Annotated in this window: 13 protein-coding genes; 5 read left to right on the plus strand and 8 right to left on the minus strand. The window is 42.9% G+C overall.

What is annotated here, in order from left to right:
• Positions 1 to 16: 16 nt before the first annotated feature.
• Positions 17 to 3130, minus strand: coding sequence for a TonB-dependent receptor (locus tag DWW23_RS00520; protein ID WP_122351355.1), 3114 nt, complete (start codon positions 3128 to 3130; stop codon positions 17 to 19).
• Positions 3131 to 3145: 15 nt separating this feature from the next.
• Positions 3146 to 5119 carry an alkaline phosphatase gene (locus DWW23_RS00525; protein WP_122351356.1) on the minus strand — a complete coding sequence of 658 codons (1974 nt, stop codon included), beginning with the start codon at positions 5117 to 5119 and terminating at the stop codon, positions 3146 to 3148.
• A gap of 163 nt (positions 5120 to 5282) precedes the next feature.
• Between DWW23_RS00525 and DWW23_RS00530 the strand changes: the two genes are divergently transcribed.
• The 4 genes from DWW23_RS00530 to DWW23_RS00545 all read left to right on the plus strand — a co-directional run bounded on the left by DWW23_RS00530 (position 5283) and on the right by DWW23_RS00545 (position 8166).
• Positions 5283 to 6743, plus strand: a complete 1461-nt coding sequence (locus DWW23_RS00530; protein WP_122351357.1) for a sodium:solute symporter — start codon at positions 5283 to 5285, stop codon at positions 6741 to 6743.
• A 4-nt stretch (positions 6744 to 6747) separates the two neighbouring features.
• On the plus strand, positions 6748 to 7350 hold the full coding sequence (yihA, locus tag DWW23_RS00535; protein WP_122351358.1) for a ribosome biogenesis GTP-binding protein YihA/YsxC: 603 nt from the start codon (positions 6748 to 6750) through the stop codon (positions 7348 to 7350).
• A 205-nt stretch (positions 7351 to 7555) separates the two neighbouring features.
• Positions 7556 to 7858: a hypothetical protein gene (locus DWW23_RS00540; RefSeq protein WP_233564229.1), complete on the plus strand. Its 303-nt coding sequence runs from the start codon at positions 7556 to 7558 to the stop codon at positions 7856 to 7858.
• The gene (locus DWW23_RS00545) at positions 7843 to 8166 is read left to right on the plus strand and encodes a type II toxin-antitoxin system RelE/ParE family toxin (protein WP_122351359.1); all 324 of its coding nucleotides are present in this window, start codon (positions 7843 to 7845) and stop codon (positions 8164 to 8166) included. The genes DWW23_RS00540 and DWW23_RS00545 overlap by 16 nt, the downstream gene beginning before the upstream one ends.
• A gap of 42 nt (positions 8167 to 8208) precedes the next feature.
• Here the strand turns inward: DWW23_RS00545 and DWW23_RS00550 are convergent, their stop codons facing one another.
• The 3 genes from DWW23_RS00550 to DWW23_RS00560 form a co-directional block, all read right to left on the minus strand.
• Positions 8209 to 8640: an HIT family protein gene (locus tag DWW23_RS00550; RefSeq protein WP_122351360.1), complete on the minus strand. Its 432-nt coding sequence runs from the start codon at positions 8638 to 8640 to the stop codon at positions 8209 to 8211.
• Between the two features lie 98 nt (positions 8641 to 8738).
• The gene (locus tag DWW23_RS00555) at positions 8739 to 11039 is read right to left on the minus strand and encodes a TonB-dependent receptor (RefSeq protein ID WP_122351361.1); all 2301 of its coding nucleotides are present in this window, start codon (positions 11037 to 11039) and stop codon (positions 8739 to 8741) included.
• A gap of 232 nt (positions 11040 to 11271) precedes the next feature.
• Positions 11272 to 11625, minus strand: coding sequence for a hypothetical protein (locus DWW23_RS00560; RefSeq protein ID WP_229801066.1), 354 nt, complete (start codon positions 11623 to 11625; stop codon positions 11272 to 11274).
• A 146-nt stretch (positions 11626 to 11771) separates the two neighbouring features.
• Between DWW23_RS00560 and DWW23_RS00565 the strand changes: the two genes are divergently transcribed.
• Positions 11772 to 13697, plus strand: a complete 1926-nt coding sequence (locus DWW23_RS00565) for a DUF4132 domain-containing protein (protein ID WP_122351363.1) — start codon at positions 11772 to 11774, stop codon at positions 13695 to 13697.
• Positions 13698 to 13768: 71 nt separating this feature from the next.
• Here the strand turns inward: DWW23_RS00565 and DWW23_RS00570 are convergent, their stop codons facing one another.
• The 3 genes from DWW23_RS00570 to DWW23_RS00580 all read right to left on the minus strand — a co-directional run bounded on the left by DWW23_RS00570 (position 13769) and on the right by DWW23_RS00580 (position 17562).
• On the minus strand, positions 13769 to 14584 hold the full coding sequence (locus tag DWW23_RS00570) for an alpha/beta hydrolase family protein (RefSeq protein ID WP_122351364.1): 816 nt from the start codon (positions 14582 to 14584) through the stop codon (positions 13769 to 13771).
• Positions 14585 to 14632: 48 nt separating this feature from the next.
• Positions 14633 to 16372 carry a thiamine pyrophosphate-dependent enzyme gene (locus tag DWW23_RS00575; protein WP_122351365.1) on the minus strand — a complete coding sequence of 580 codons (1740 nt, stop codon included), beginning with the start codon at positions 16370 to 16372 and terminating at the stop codon, positions 14633 to 14635.
• 89 nt (positions 16373 to 16461) lie between these two features.
• The gene (locus DWW23_RS00580) at positions 16462 to 17562 is read right to left on the minus strand and encodes a cytochrome-c peroxidase (RefSeq protein WP_370449227.1); all 1101 of its coding nucleotides are present in this window, start codon (positions 17560 to 17562) and stop codon (positions 16462 to 16464) included.
• Positions 17563 to 17672 lie beyond the last annotated feature (110 nt).

Below are 17672 nucleotides of genomic sequence, written 5' to 3' on the forward strand. Positions count from 1 at the left end.
TGATTCGTTTATATGCTTAAAATGTAAGATTCAATCCAAAAGAAACTACACGGGATACAGGATATGTACCGCCATCTACTCCGTAATTACCCACTTCCGGGTCCATTCCTGAATATTTAGTGAAAGTCAACAGGTTTTCACCACTTGCATACACACGCAGATTGGGTGCTCCGGGTGCATTTCCGAACAAACTTTTAGGTAAAGTATAACCAAGCGTAATATTTTTTACACGAAGGTAACTACCGTTTTCCAGGAAAAAGTCAGAAACCGTACTGTAATTCCCGTTCGTATCCGACATACTGATCAAAGGGATATCCGAATTATGATTATACCCCCATGAATCCAAAACGTCGGCAGACATATTCCAACCCTGACCGGCAGCATAGGTCATTACCTTGACTCCGTTGAATATTTTATTTCCGGCAACACCTTGCAGGGCAATGTTCAGATCGAAATTCTTATAACCGAAAGATGCATTCAAACCATATGTAAACTTCGGAGTATAACTACCCATATATTCGCGGTCATTATCATTGATGATTCCATCTCCATTCAGGTCTACGAATTTTTGATCACCAGGTTTTGCATTCGGCTGTATCTTCGTGATATTTCCATTCTGGTCCGTATGAGTATAGGCATCTATTTCCGCTTGTGATTGAAAAATACCATCTGTCTTTACTACATAATAAGAATACCAGGGTTGTCCGACTTTGGAACGTAACGGTTGCATAGCACGGATAGTCAATCCATGAGCAAAGAAATCACGATCTCCCAAATCCTTTACCTCTGAACGGAGAAAAGAAAAATTCGCATCCACATGATAAGAAAAACCTCCCTTTGATGTATCTCCATAACCTAATGTAAACTCAACTCCACTATTCTGCACTTTACCTACATTTCCCAGCGGAGCAACCGACACGCCACCGACAGATGCAAGCGGAACTTCCTCGATTAAGTCCTTTGTATTCTTAATAAAATAATCAGCCCCGAAAGCCAGTTTTCCTTCTAAAAATTCAATATCGAATCCTAAGTCTGTTTGTTCTGAAGTCTCCCATTTTAAATCAGGATTAGGAAATGTCGTCAATCCCAGTCCCAGAATCGGGTTTTGGTGGCTATTCCCCAAATATGTATAATCACCGGTCTGTGACAAGTTAGACATATAAGAGTAGTTACGCACACCGGCTACATTACCTATCTGCCCCCAGCTAGCACGTAGCTTCAACAATGAAATCACCGGATTATCCTTCAAAAACTTCTCGGAAGAGATCTTCCAGGCACCGGACACTGCGGGAAAAATACCGGAATTATTCTTGTAATACAATTTTGATGAAGCATCACGGCGGATACTCGCAGTCAGGAAATACCGGTCATCATAAGAATAAGAGCCACGGGCATATACAGATACCTGCGATTCCTGCGTACGGCTTTCACTTGGTTTTGTCTTTGTCCAATCCGTACCGTTTACCAGATTTTGTGAATATTCATCCTCGTCGGGGAAATTATATACAGTTACATTCGCATCTCTGTAAGAGTTATAACTCATTGAATAACCACCCATCACATTCACCTGATGCTTACCGAACATCTGATCATACGTTGCGACCGTTTCCCACAACCAGTTATTTGTACGTGAATACATCAGATTCCGTGAGTTCTCATCATTTGTTTTACCGATCTCAAGTACACGGACGCTAAAATTTTCATAATAATTATTTTTTGTCCCGGCTGAAAACTCTGAACGAATCTTCAAATGCTCGATAGGATCTATCACCAGGCTTGTCGTTGAAAACAGTTGCTGATTCGGGCGATTCTGGTTTAAACGCATCAGGGTTGCCACAGGATTCACTACTTCTCCGAAAGTTCCGGCTACTCCCAGGTCTTTTGCCCACAAAGGGACTGTCCCTCCAAATTTTCTTTTCCCATAATCATCCAAAACATAATTACCATCCTGGTCCATTTCATAAACAGTAGCGGAAGGAGGCATAAACATGGCTGAAGCTGTGACCCCCGTATGACTGGAAGTATTTATGTCGCCTCGTCCGTTTGTATATACATAGTTCACACGTTCGGAAAGAGATACCCATTTATTAATCTTGAAATCGATATTTGCTTTTACCCCCAGGTTTTCCGCATAGGTATTAAGTAAAGTACCCTCTGTCTTGTTATATTCAGCGGAAAGATAAGATTTCAAAGATTCACTACCTCCATTCAAGGAAAGAGCATATCGTTGTATCTTACCAGTACGAAATATTTCATCGATCCAGTTCGTATGAGTTTGCTGCCCATAAGGATAAATATCGGGATCGATACCGGCCGGTATCGAAACTCCGTCCACATTGGCTGCATCGGTACGTACTTTCACATATTCTTCGGCAGTCAGCACTTTCGGTTTTCGCCAAGCCGACTGAACGCCATAACTGGCACGAGCAGAAACAGTAATTTTACCCTCCTTCGCCTTTTTAGTCGTTACAAGGATCACACCACCCGAACCGACATTCGTTCCATAAATAGCAGCAGAAGCCGCATCCTTCAGGATCGTGATGGATTCCACATCTTCCATATTGAAAGGAGCGCCGGATACACCATCTACTACATATAAAGGTGCTTCTCCGTCACGCGAACCTTTTCCGCGAATCGTTACAGAAGGTGACGACATCGGATCGCCGCTATTATTAGCGATCGTCACACCGGCTATCTGTCCCTGTAAAGCCCCGATCACACTTGTCGAACGGCTCTTTACATCATCTCCGATATCTTTTTTGGATACGGCAACAGAAAGATTCGATTTACGGGATTCCTGTCCGTAACCGATTACAACCACCTCTTCCAGATTCACCAGGTCATCTTCCAGTGAAACATTGATTTGCGAACGACCGTTCACTTTAGTTGTAAAAGGTTTATATCCCAGATAACTGATTTGCAATTCTGCATCCGCAGGGACTTCCAACTGATATTCCCCATCGATATTCGTGAGTGCTCCATTGGCAGTTCCAGTCTGTACAACAGTTGCTCCAATGATAGGTTCCGATGTTTTTGCATCAAAAACCACTCCTCTCACGCTGATTTGTTGCGCAAACAACACGCTCACGCAACAAAACGTGAGAAGAAAATAAGTAACCAACAATCTCATGTTCAATGATTTTAATTAATGTATTTGTTTTATGCTATTTAATATCTTATGAAAGATTTCAGTATTGGGATAAATTCCACAGAAATGTGAAGCTCCGGGACCATAGGCGAAAACAGGAACCATTATCGGTGTATGATCATCAGTCATATAACGAGCTGTAATATGTCCAGACTCACGATCTCCATCAACCAAAGTCAGCCCACCGGTCTCATGGTCGGCTGTCACAATAACCAACGTTTCTCCATTACTGTCGGCAAATTTCATTGCTTCAGCTACTGCTTTATCAAAACTAAGTGTCTCCATAACAGAGCCAGGTAAAGAATTGGCGTGCCCGGCATAATCAACTTTAGCACCTTCCACCATCAGAAAAAAACCTTTTTCATTCGTTTCTTTCAGTTTATCGATAGCAGCATGAGTTGCCTCGGCAAGCAATGGTAGCGACTCCTCGGTTGTAGCCTGCCCCATCCGTTCATCTATACAGATAACCTTTCCTTTGACCTCGTTAATATCATCTATAGTAGTCGTTATATTATATTGAGGTCTCAACTCTTCAACCAAATTACGGCTATCTTTCCTTTTGGTAAGTACATTCATTCCACTGCCGTTCAATAAAGTCAGAGTACCTTTCAGAAGCCAATCGGTTATTTCATCCGTATTGTCACGCTCCGTTGCATGACCGTAAAAAGCAGCAGGAGTTGCATCTGCAATATTGCCTAATGTAACGACTCCACAGGCAAATCCGTCAGAAGCCAATACTTCCGACAGAGAAGCATATACCTCACCATCTTCACTCATGCTGATATAACGGTTACAATTAGATTGTCCTGTAGCAATCGAACTTCCGGCACCCGCCGAATCTGTGGTGTACTGGTCTTTCGCATTGGTCTGCTGTAACCCTACATATTTACATTGCAGAAAAGAAAGACCTTTATTTACCGTCTGGGCAGCACAAATCTGAGCCAGTCCCATTCCATCACCAATCAAAAGGATCACATTTTTAATCGGTTTTTCAGTACCGTCATTCAGGTAAGTCGGCGTGTAAATTTCCACTGGCTTTGTCAGCATCCTGTTCTTTTTACCGAAGCCCCGGAAACCGGCGGTGGTTTTATCCAGCCTGTCGGTTCGGGTAACTTCTTCACTTAAATTGAGCGTATCAGAAATAATCGAGAAATTCTTACTTTCAAAATTGTGAAAGAAATCGGAGCAAGCTTCCGGTTTATCCGTATTAATGATATCCACTCCCATATTATGGAATGTATTCCACGCTGTGATACCATCCGGAGCTCCCCAAAAACGAATCGGTTTTCCCAAAGCATGAACCTTTTCTATCACGTTTGCGACCAGTTTCTTTTCCGGAGCAATCATGGCTCCTTTTCCATTCCATACAGAATAGCGACCGAAAGCATCGCTGATTATCCCGACTCGTTCCAATTGTTCCGGGGTATAGTCAACACCGACTTGTCCATCGAAATAGATATAAGACGGATATTTGGAAAAATCAGACGGAACCGGACAGTTTCCGGTAATTACAATACGAACTGCTGCCGGATTAACAGCCGGATCAAAAACTTCCGGATATTTATTCAACTTGGAAACCAGACAATCGAGAGTCGGTTTTTCCGGTGTTTTGAGTTCAATCAGTAATTGCAGTCTATTATCGGAGTTTTTCCAGGGACGTCCGTTATTTCGTTTATATAAAGAGAGTATAGGCTCTATATATAATTCATCCAGTGTAGATGCCGTACCCAATTCTTCCGGATCATGTGCAACCAGAAGTTCTCCGGTTTCCTCTACTGCGTACACATCCGCTTCGATTGAGTACAACTGCTGCGAATAGGCCTGATAAAAAGGAACCCGCTGACGGTAATCATTATGAGAATGAATCAGGACAGCCTGTTGTGCTGATAAATTTCCGAGTGGAAAAACAGTCAAAAAGCCAGCGATTAAAAGCGAGTTAAAAACAGAAAAGCGTCTTTTATTTATTTCCATTTTCTTTTTGTTTTTCTTTGTTTTTTTACGACCGCAAAGGAACAATGCGTATATTAAGAAGAAGTTTACATGATATTACATTTTTGTAAAATGTTGTTATCTTTGTCCCCGAACGTTCGACAGGGATTAAACTTCCCTGCTCTACTTAATTAAATACCGGTTAATGAATAGCTATATCATCCTCTCCATAATTGCCGTTTATTTTGGCATATTGTTGCTGATCGCCTGGATCACAGGTAGAAAAAGCACAAGCAATGATGCGTTCTTCCTGGGCAACCGTAAATCACCGTGGTATATCGTTTCCATCGGGATGATCGGGACATCGCTTTCAGGTGTGACTTTCGTCTCGGTCCCGGGAATGGTACGGAGCATAGATATGACTTATATGCAAACGGTTTTCGGCTTTTTCTTCGGATATATATTAATAGCTAAAGTATTGTTACCGCTCTATTACAAACTACAACTGACATCGATCTACTCCTACCTCGGAGACCGTATCGGACGAAGAAGTTACAAAACAGGAGCTTCCTTCTTTCTACTTTCAAAGATCGTCGGGGCAGCAGCACGACTTTATCTGGTAGTCCTGATCTTGCAGCATTACGTATTCAGCACCTGGAATATTCCTTTTTGGGTAACCGTCATTATCAGTATTTTCCTGGTATGGCTATACACGTACCGAAGCGGCATAAAGACGATCATCTGGACAGATACACTCCAGGCTCTTTGCCTGGTCGCTATGCTGGTCGTTATTATATGGAAAGTCAAAGATGCCATGGAACTAGATATGGGAGGCATGGTGCGGACATTGACAGAGAATCCTCATTTCCGTATTTTTGAATTCGAGGATTGGCACAGTACGCAACATTTCGTGAAACAGTTTTTCAGCGGAATCTTTATCACCATCGTCATGACCGGACTCGATCAGGATATGATGCAAAAGAACTTGTCCTGCAAAAGTCTGAAAGATGCACAAAAAAATATGTACACGTACGGTTTTGCCTTTACGCCGGTGAACTTCCTGTTCCTTGCCCTCGGTGTATTGTTACTAAGCCTTGCCTCACAAAAGAATATCGAATTGCCGGTATTAAATGACGATATCCTGCCTATGTTTTGTACTTCCGGCATATTGGGACATTCCATTCTGATCTTCTTTACGATCGGTATCATAGCGGCGGCTTTCAGCAGTGCCGATTCAGCATTGACGGCATTGACCACCTCTTTCTGTGTCGACATCCTCGGAGTGGAAAAGGAAGAAGCAACCAAGGCTAAGCGCACCCGCCTGATGAGCCATTTGCTCATCTCTGTCTTATTTGCCATAATTATCCTTATCTTTAAGGCCGTAAACAGCCGTAGTGTGATCGATGCCATCTATATGATTGCTTCCTATACTTACGGTCCTTTACTGGGATTATTTGTCTTTGGATTATTCACAAAAAAACATCCGCGTGACAAATATGTTCCTTATATATGTATCTTTTCACCGCTGATCTGCTTTGCAACGGATTATCTGGTGAAACAACATACAGGCTATGCCTTCGGTTATGAAATGCTGATGCTGAACGGAGCAATCACATTCTTCGGATTATGGGCGGCCTCAGTCAAACACAAAACAATAAAAGCGTAAGAATATGGAAATCAAAAGTGCAGAATTTGTTATCAGTAACACAGACGTAAAGAAATGCCCCGCAGGTAACTTTCCGGAGTATGCCTTTATCGGGCGAAGCAATGTTGGCAAATCCTCCCTTATCAATATGTTGACAGGCAAGAAAGGATTGGCTATGACTTCACAGAAGCCGGGAAAGACTTTGCTTATCAATCATTTTATAATCAACAACAACTGGTTCCTGGTTGACCTGCCGGGTTATGGTTTTGCCCAACGCGGAAAAGAAGGCAGGGAGAATATCCAACGGATCATCGAAGATTATATCCTGGAACGTGAACAACTCACAAACCTGTTTGTCTTGATCGACTGCCGCCATGAAGCACAAAAGATAGACCTGGAATTTATGGAATGGCTGGGTGAAAACGGCATCCCTTTCTCTATCATCTTCACAAAGATCGACAAGATCAGCAAAGGACGCTTACAGGAAAATCTGAAAGCTTATCAGGAAAAGTTACTTGAAACATGGGAAGAACTCCCTCCGATGCTTTTCTCTTCTTCCGAGAAAAAAGAAGGACGGGACGAAATACTTAACTACATAGATACAATAAATAAAAGTTTGAAAGGTTAGATCATCCGGGAGCGACATGGCTCTGGTTACATGGATATCGCCACAGTTATACCGGAGCGGAATGCTCTCCGCTCCGTAAGGTCACGCTTCACCAAGTATAATTGCCGTGTGACCGCAGCCTCCTGAAAGAAAAAAGTTTATTTCATTGTCTTTATTAAAAAAATAAATACATTTGTACTTTATCAAAACCGAAAGGAGTAAATATATGAAAGCAATGGAATTACAGGGTGAACGCCTGGAACTGTTCAACGAAATTATCAACCTTGACACAGAAAGTATCGAGAGAGTAAAGAAGTATGTCAAGCGGATTGCATCCAACAAATCTAAAATATCCCGTAGGGTAACTGTTGACGATATCGACTTCGTTACCGATGAAGAGATAGAAAGTGCCATGCACCCGTTATCCCATGAAGAAAAGATGGAAAGTCTTAGGTTGGCAGAGGAAGATTCGGTCTATTACACACAAGATGAAATGCGAAAAGCTGTCGCTTCATGGAGGAATCTTTAGTTATTGCATGGAAACGCACAGCAAGAAAACAAGCTCGAACAATTTATGCCTGGTACAAAAAAGAAATGGGACTTAGAGCTGCAGATAAATTCATTAATGGGATTTTAGAAACCGTAGACTTGCTGGCATTAAATCCCAATATGGGATCTTATGAACCGGAAACCGAAACATGTAAAAGAAATTATCGTTCCTTTGTCGAACATAGAAACCATAAAATCCTTTACTATGTAGAAAAAAAGACAATCTACATTGTTAGCATTTGGCCTAACAGCCAGAATCCAGAAAGCTTTATCAAACAACTAAAATAAACAACAAAGGAAAGCCCGGCAGCTTTCCTTTTGTTGTTATTTTTATCCCAAAGCTTCCTTTAACTTCGCAATCATGCCTTCATACTCCTTATCCGACAAATAAACCTTCTGCGGATTCATAGTGAACGTACCTCCGAAGTCAGGGCCGTCCTCATATTTGGGAGCCAGATGGAAATGAAGATGTGAAAGTTTATCGGAATAAGCACCGTAATTTATTTTTTGCGGATTGAATACCTTCTGCATGGCACGTGTTACCTTTACCACATCTGCCATAAACGCATTTCTTTCCTCATCGCTCAACATATTCAGATCATGCACATGGTCCTTATAAGAAACCAGGCAACGCCCATAATATGTTTGTTCCCTGAAAAGAAACAGTCTAGATACGGATAAAGGAGCTATTTCGATCATCAGATCGTGTAATGTCTGATTGTTCGTGCAATACAAACAATCCTTAGGATCACTTAAATTCATGTTATATAGATTTATTAAATTGACGCTAAAGTAAACATAAAGCCCGGTAAAAGCAAGGAACTTCTACCGGGCTTTCCCGAATATTTTATATCAGCCTATCAATAGCTGATCTTACATCCGATAAAATAACTGCGCGGAATACCCGGACCATAGATATATCCGGCATCACGTTTCTCGTATTTATCAAAATCATCCTGATAGGAATTAAAGATATTCTGAACACCTGCATTTACCTGCAAAGTAACAGACTGGTAAAGAGGGAAGTCGTATGCAACCTTCACATTCAGGTCAAAGAAATCTTTTGTCTTCTCTTCCCGGTCTTCCGGAATATAACCAGCCAGATGCTGAACCAGCATACTCCCGGTATAAGTACCGGTCAACGAAGCCGTAAATCTTTTCACCGGAGTAAATGAGGAAGTGAAGTAGCCATACACATCCGGCGAACGGAACATCTTTTTCTGAGGTTCCAGATTCTCATTCTCGCTCCAACTTTCCGGCTCTTTATAACGGCTGCGCTGGATAGTTGCACCTGCCTGTATCTGCATCCATGAATATACCGCCTTTGCTTCCAGGTTAATCCCCATTACACGAGCCCCTTTCCCGTTACGGCGTTCCATCAGCAGGTTGTTATCATTGTCACGTCCTATCTCTTCCAGGATGAATACATTTCGTAAATCCGTATAAAAACCTTCTACAAGGAAATTAGTCTGGACCGGACCGAAACGACGATAAAAATCGGCAGAAAGACTCACACTCTGCGAGTTTTCCTCTTTCAGGTCGGGAGATATCTGAATAATAGCCACATCACCACCTACAGCCGTAATATGCAAATCTTCATCGAACGCCTGCGGAGCACGGAAACCGCTTGAATAGGACATACGCAGATTCACATCGCTGATCGGATTAAAACGCACATTGGCACGCGGACTGAATATAGCATGATCAATCAGGTTATGCTTATCCATACGCGCCCCGACAAGAAAACTCCATTTCTCATTCTTCCATTCGTTCTGCAGGAAAACACTTCCGATATGCACTGTCTGCTCGATCGTACGGTGATAACCCAGCATCTTATCCTGCAAATCATCGTAGTTATATTCAGCACCACCGGTAAATTCGGCAGGCATAAACAGGCATTTATCCCATTCATACGAATACTGAGCGCCACCCACAAAAGTCATATCCGTCGTGCTGCCATAAGCATTCGGATTCTTATCGGCACCGTAATAACTGCTTCTTTGCGTATGTTGGGCAGAAGTATAGACATTCAAACGATGCTTATAATCTTTCGAGAAGAGATCGAACTTCAACCCGCCCCCATTGATATTATGCTCCGTTTGCTCGGCTATATCCGCTTCATGAGGAGGCAGATCCAATAAGTTACCGCCACGACGGTATTCATTGATATTATGATATTCGAAAGTCAACTTCGAATAAGTGCTCGTCTTCAGATAAGAACGGAAACCAAGCGTACGGGCATTCAGTTTTCCCAGTTCGGTAAAGCCGTCGCCATCATGGTCGTAAGCCCCGCGATAGCGGTTCTGTCCGAACATATAGATGCCCGCCTTATGATCATCTGTCACCAGCGATGCATTGATTGTCGTGTTATTATCCGGACGGTCGCCGCCAATCATCGTTAATGAATGGGCGATCTGTGCGGAATTCCTCAAAGGCTCTTTTGTAATGATGTTGATCGTACCTGCAATAGCGGAAGAACCGAATAAGGCTGAACCTCCCCCACGCATGATCTCCACACGCTCGATCATATTTGCCGGGATCTGCTCCAAACCATATACACCGGTCAGTGCACTGAATATCGGACGGCTATCCACCAGTATCTGCGTATAAGGACCTTCAAGTCCATTGATACGGACCTGCTGGAATCCGCAATTCTGACAGTTGTTTTCCACACGTACACCCGGCTGGAAGTTCAGACCATCCGCCAAAGAGGTAGCATGCGTCGTCTCAAAAGTTTTCGAATCGAGCACATTCACAAGTGAAGGAGCCAGACGGCGGGTTGTCTCGTTACGGTTTGCCGATACGACCACTCCGTCCAATGCAACCAAATCCTCTTCCGCATCAAAATTGACTTCCAGAGTTTTCCCTTTTTTCAAAGTTACCGGCTTCTCTATAGTCTTAAAGCCTAATGTTTTCATCACCAGTGTATACTTACCTTCCGGCAGGTTTTTCAGGTAATAATGACCGGTTGCATCAGTCGACGTACCGATCGTCGTTCCTTTCAGGAAAACATTGATAAAAGAAAGATGCTCGCCCGTTTTCTTATCCAATATATGCCCTACGATATTGGCATCCGACGGATTCAGGGTCGGAGCATCATCCGCCCATGCCGTCGTAAAGACACAGCACAGGCACAGTATAAGAGTTATAATCTTATTCATTGCGATTTGTTCTGATAAATAGGTAATGTTATAATGCAAAACACGGTACTTCCTAATCCGAAATACCCGATGTTTTATATTTTTGACCCAGGTCAAAAACCTTTTTGACCAAGGTGATAAACGTTTTTGACCTGGGTGGTAAACGTTTTTGACCTGGGTCGAAAAATTAGAAGGATGGGATGTTTTTATTAGATACACCTATCCTTATCAATTGAAGTATTACTATTTGTTATCAGAAAACAGGAGGAGCACGAAGGGAAAGCTGCCCTTTGTCAGGGTGCGCATAGTCCGGATAGACCGGATATTCAACTATTTCAGCAATTTGTTGTGCACTAAAATTCAGATAAAGAGCATGTACTGCTCCGTCTTCCACACTAAGCGTTGTCAGTATGTGGAATAATTGTATTTCGGATAAGGAAGCATGATGGTGGCAGGCACCGCCGTTCAATTTCCCGAAAGGATGCGAATGGACAATCGTCGTACCATGTTCTATATGGACATGAATAAATAACGTAATGCTGCCATAGTAGGCGATAAAGATCACCGGTAACAGCCATTTCAGATATTTATTCATTGTTTGCCTCACACCCATATTATTTAGAAGGTGCAAAATTACAAAATATTTTTTATACATTTGCTTTTATATGTAATACTATTTCCTGCAACTAACCACTTCTGTATTTGTTTTAGGAATAAGGAAATAAACAGTAATAAAAGGAAAACAATATATATATGAAGAAAAAGCAACAAACGGATGCTGCAGTACTATTCGATGCCTGGTGTGAAGTATATAGTACTTCCGACCTGCCACTTCCGGATACTCTCAGGGAAATACAAATCGATGAACTTATCCGTAAGAATAAGCAAGCAGCCTACCATTATCTATATAGTGACATTCCACTAAAGAAAAGACTGGTCTGGCTGAATAAACTATTTTCAGACTGCGGCTTGACAGACTATGAACAGTTGCTGGGATTATTGAAAGAAAACTCTAAATTAATCCGCAGGAATATCGAAAGACTCCTGCTCGACAAAGAAAAGAAAACCCGCAAATTACTTGAACAACTCTATCCGGAACTGGATGAAGAGTCGCAAAACTGGGCCAGGCAATTATTCAAATACTGGGACAATACACATGCTTCCGCTGCCAAAATCAAATTCAGGAATAAGCAGGCAGTCATCGACTATTGCAGTAAGCATATCGAACTATATTGTACGCAACAGATAGCCTGGTTACCGCAAAAACCTTATACAAGACTCCACTGGGCAAACGAAACAGATGTGGATGAGTTTGTACCCCGCCATGTAATCCGGTACGTATTAAGTGAATATATGTCTCTTAATCAAGTTGTCCGGCTACATGCCTGCGATGCGATCGTACCTTTCATCGAGGAAGAAGAATGGCAGGCGATGATGGAAGAACTGTTCCGCTACTGGCAATCGGATAGTGCTGAGGCAAACAGAAGGATGCTTCTGCTCCCTTATTGTTTTTACGGTTCCGAACAGCAGATCGCACAGCTGTCTCCTTTGATCAAGTCGTGGTCGAGAGCCTCCCGCAAACAACTTTCCAGATTTGTCCTCAAGCTACTGGGAATAAAATCGAGTCCCAATGCCCTCCGTATCCTGAATGAATGGATGGAAATCTCTCCCAACGGAACGTACAGGACCACGTCATGGAACGCATTCCGTCAGGCAGCCATCCGCAAAGGCATGACTGTAGAGGAACTGGCAGACCTGATCATTCCAACTTTCGGTTTCAATAGCTCGGCAGAGAAAGAGGTAAGCTATGGCACACGGACTTTCCGTGTAACTCTGAATCCGGACTTTACACTTTCTGTATTCGATCTTGAAAAACAGAAAGTAAGCAAATCGCTCCCCGCCCCGACTAAACACGATGACCGTAAAAAAGCAGAAAAGGCCCGGGAGGAGTTATCTACTTTAAACAAAGTAGTCAAAACCCAGACTAAAATTCAGCGGAAACGCCTGGAACAGTCTTTAAAGAACGGACGAACCTGGCCCCGGAAGATATGGCAAACTATCTTTATAGAAAACCCGGTTATGCGGTATATCACGACCGGACTTGTCTGGGGTGTCTATAAGGAAGGGCTACTAAGGGAGTCTTTCCGGTATATGGAGAACGGAAAATGTATAACTGTCGATGAAAAAGAATTTATCCTTTCTGACGATGCAATCATTTCCCTGGTACATCCGGTCGATCTGACTTCCGAAATATTATCCGGATGGAAGAAGCAACTGGATGATCAGGGAATAAGCCCTCTCCTTCCACAGTTAACTGCTCCGGTATATTATCTGAGTGAAGAGGAAAAACAGGTAAATACGATTACCCGTTATTCCGGGAAACAAGTTTATATCAGTAACATTTACAACTTTGAAACGGCGGATATAACAACCCGGATTGAAAATGACATTCTCTATATTATAGATAAGTCGCTAAATATTGTGATACAACTACCGTTTGTTACTGAAGGAAATGAAGTTCTTTTGAAAGAGATATATTTCTCTTCATTGGGAGAAGATGAAGATATGGAAACTATCCGATTGCCTAAAAATGAAAAACTGCCGTTATCAGCCATACCGGAACGAATTATCTGCAGCATATTAAATATGCTGATCAATGCTTTTTCACTGGAGAAATAAACAGTTGCCAGTTCAGAAAATAAAACGATCCTGTCCCCACTCCAAGCACGGGGACAGGCAGTCTACTATATTCACTTAGTATTTCGTTTATCGAAGAATTTCTTGAAAAACAATATCTGGTAATCGATGGAATTACTCCAGTATTCGCCATTATGTGCGCCCGGACGGACAATAAAGTCGTGGTCGATCTTATATTTCAGCAGCTTTTTATGGAAATCGTTATTTACTTCAAAGAAGAAATCGCTGTAACCGCAATCGAAGATCAATGCCAGATCGCCATTCTGCAGGCGGTCTACCTGATTGATAACCGTATGATTATCCCATACCTCCTGATTCTCGCTTTCCTTCCCCAGCCGATCGCTCATATTCCAGTTATTCGGGAAAGGACGGATATCGACACCGCCACTTGTACTCCCCGCCGCACCAAAAATATCCTTGTGACGGAAAGAAATCCACATCGCACCATGCCCTCCCATGCTAAGACCGGTAATAGCACGTCCTTTACGATCTTTTAGGGTCGGATAATTGGCATCTATATAATTGACAAGCTCTTTGGAAACAAATGTTTCATACCGATAGGAAGGATCGACCGGACTATCCCAATACCAACTGTTCTTACCATCCGGACAGACAAACATGATCCCATATTGATCTGCTATCTCCGGTAAATTAGGCTTTAGGCCGATCCAGGTTTTAGCATTTCCGCCATAGCCATGCAGTAAATAGATGACCGGAGCTGCCTTCTTCCCATTTCCCGGCGTTATTATAACAGTCTGAATATCCTTGTTCATCGCATCACTGCGAACATGGATAGTATCGACTACTGCTGCTTGTGCAGACAGGATAAAAAATGCTACAAGCGATAATAAAAATATCTTTGCTTTCATGATCTGTATAGAATTTATTAGTAGAAAGCAAAGATATTCATTTTTTGGTTAAAAGACTTCTTTCCAATGCTTCAGATTTGTATCGATCGTATCCATTACCTCTTTTGAACGTCCTTCCATCAGTAACTTGTACATAGTCTGTGCAAATCCCAACATTTGTGTAAACTCGATCTTCGGCGGCATCGCCAGCGCGTTCGGATCGGTCATGATGTTGACCAGGACAGGGCCGTCGGAAACAAAAGCTTTTGTAAGCGTCGGCAATACATCCTCCGGCTTGCTGACATTATAACCAGCCATTCCCATCGAAAGGGCGACACGTGCAAAGTCCGGATTCAACATCGTTGTCTGCCAGTCAGGCAATCCGGCAACTTCCATTTCCAGCTTAACCATTCCCAGGGAACGGTTATTGAAAACGATCAGTTTAACAGGCAGTTTATATTGTACGATCGTCGCCAGATCACCCAACATCATCGAAAGTCCGCCATCGCCACACAGAGCCACCGCCTGACGTCCCGGATAGGCTAAAGCAGCTCCGATAGCCTGTGGCATGGCATTCGCCATCGAGCCATGATTGAAAGAACCCAACATTTTCCGCTTCCCGGTAGCCTGTAAGTAACGAGCACCCCAGACACAGGTCATACCAGTATCGACAGTAAAGACAGCATCGTTCGATGCGAGTTCGTCGATAACGGAAATAACATATTCGGGCTGGATCTTTTCTTCTTTTCCTTTTACTTCGGCAGCCGATCTCAGGTTTTTCTTTACTTTATCATAATGCGCCAACTGTTCTCGCAGGAAACTATCATTCGTTTTTTGACGGATCAGAGGGAGCAACTCCTGCAATGTATCTTTTACATCACCGCAAAGTCCCATCTTTATCTTAGCACGGCGCCCCAAACGGTTCGCTTTAATATCTACCTGAACGATCGTATTGTTCTGCGGCATAAAAGCTTCATAGGGAAAATCTGTTCCCAGCAAGACCAATACTTCTGCTTCATGCATACTGTAATAACCGGAAGGCATACCCAACAAACCGGTCATTCCTACTTCATTCGGGTTATCGTACTGGATTTCCATTTTACTTTTAAATGAATAAGCCACCGGAGCATTCAGGCGTTGGGATAATTCGACCAGTTCCTTATGGGCATCTTTCGCTCCTATTCCACAAAACAGGGTCACTTTTTCAGCTTTATTCAACAGGTCTGCCAACTCGTTGATCTCTTCGGCAGAAGGGCAAACACGCTGTTTGGTAGGAAATGATTGTTGGGAGGATTCTCCCGGAGTTGCCGTTTTCGATGTCAGGTCGCCGGGTAGCCCGATCACTCCTACGCCCCGGAAGGAAAGGGCCGCTTGTATAGCCCCCTGCAACATACGGGGAAACTGCTCCGGGGTAGTTGCCACCTGGTTATAATAACTGCAATCTTCAAATAATTTGATCGTATTGGTTTCCTGGAAATATTCTGTTCCGAACTCATGGGGCGGCAGCGTGGAAGCAATAGCCAATACCGGAGCTCCTGAACGTTGTGCGTCATACAAACCATTGATCAGGTGGACATGCCCCGGGCCGCTGCTTCCTGCACAGCAAGCCAGCTCACCGTTCAACTGCGCTTCGGCAGCAGCAGCATAAGCACCTGTTTCTTCATGACGGACGTGTATCCATTTGATCTTTCCGTTTTTCCGTACAGCTTCATTCACCTCGTTCAGACTATCCCCCGTGACAGCATAAATACGCTTCACACCTGCTTTTTCAAGCGTGTCGACTAATTGTTCTGCTACATTCTTTGCCATAATATATTTACTTTTTCTTTTATGTTTTGTTTTATAAAAGAACTATGGTAGAATGCAAAATGTTTTGAAAACAGGAAAAAGATTATATTCTAGTCCGCCTGATATCCATCCGTTAACGTCGATAGAAAAGCGATAATAGCAGCCTCTTCGTCCTGTGTCAGACCGAGGTTGCCGAGTTCTTCTTTGTTGACAGTTGCTGCAAATTCAGGTTGAGGGTATTCTTCTACATCGCGAACATTATAGAAATGGATTATTTCTTCCAATGTATTAAAATAACCATTATGCCCGTAAGGAGCAGTCAGAGCTATGTTACGAAGGGTCGGAACACGAAACTTGCCCGCTTCGGTACTATTCCTCAGAGTACTTCCCAAACCCAGATCAACCGTGTCGCGACCACAAGAATTGTAAGGGAACGGCGTTGCAAAGAAAGGGTTATCCGGATTGGAAGGGATTCCTAAATTATCATAGGTATGATCGGTAAACAAGACCTTTCCTGCTCGTTCATCCGGTTCCAATATATGGCATTCGGCACAAAGCCCTTTTTCTTTAAATAGTTCCAAGCCTTGTTGCTCCTGTGTTGTCAGTTCACATTTACCCGCTTGCCAGGCATCGTATTTAGATGAGAAAGGGTTCATCTCTTCCGAACGTTCATAGGCAGCAATGGCATTTGTTATGTATGAAAAGAGAGAGTCATCGGATGCCGGCTCTCCATATATCCTCACCAAATCCCGGTAGTAACCGGCACGGCGCACTTTTGCTACAACCATAACATTGTCATGATTACCCATCTCCAACGGGTTTGTAAATGGTTGCGCGGCCTGCTCTTCCAGTGTGTTGACACGTCCGTCCCAGAAAAGTCCCCCGACATACGTCTCATCCTCTTCGTTATAATGTAACGGCGGGATATAGCAGGTATAGGCGGAAGTCATTGAGTTGCGGTTACTGAAGCGCCCTTTGACAGCACCTTCAGAAGTGATACGGGAATATATATCTGCAAAACCCTTTTCTGCAGTGTGACAGGTTGCACAGGATTCACCCACAGGTTCCGAAAGATTTTCATCAAAGAAAATCTTTTTACCCAGTAGTTCTTTTTCACTTAATCCGGTATGCTTGTCCGGCTGACATGCAAACAATAAAGCAACACAGACCATCATTCCGGTTATCTGTTTCGTCTTTCTAAAACTATGCATATAAGATGAATTTCTTTATCCGTACAAATATATGATTTATTGAGTTGCATAGCAATAGATTTTATAAGTGTATATTTATCCTTTCTGTCACAAAATAGTTACCTTTGCAG

Source organism: Parabacteroides sp. AF14-59 (assembly GCF_003479515.1).
GTDB lineage: Bacteria > Bacteroidota > Bacteroidia > Bacteroidales > Tannerellaceae > Parabacteroides > Parabacteroides faecis.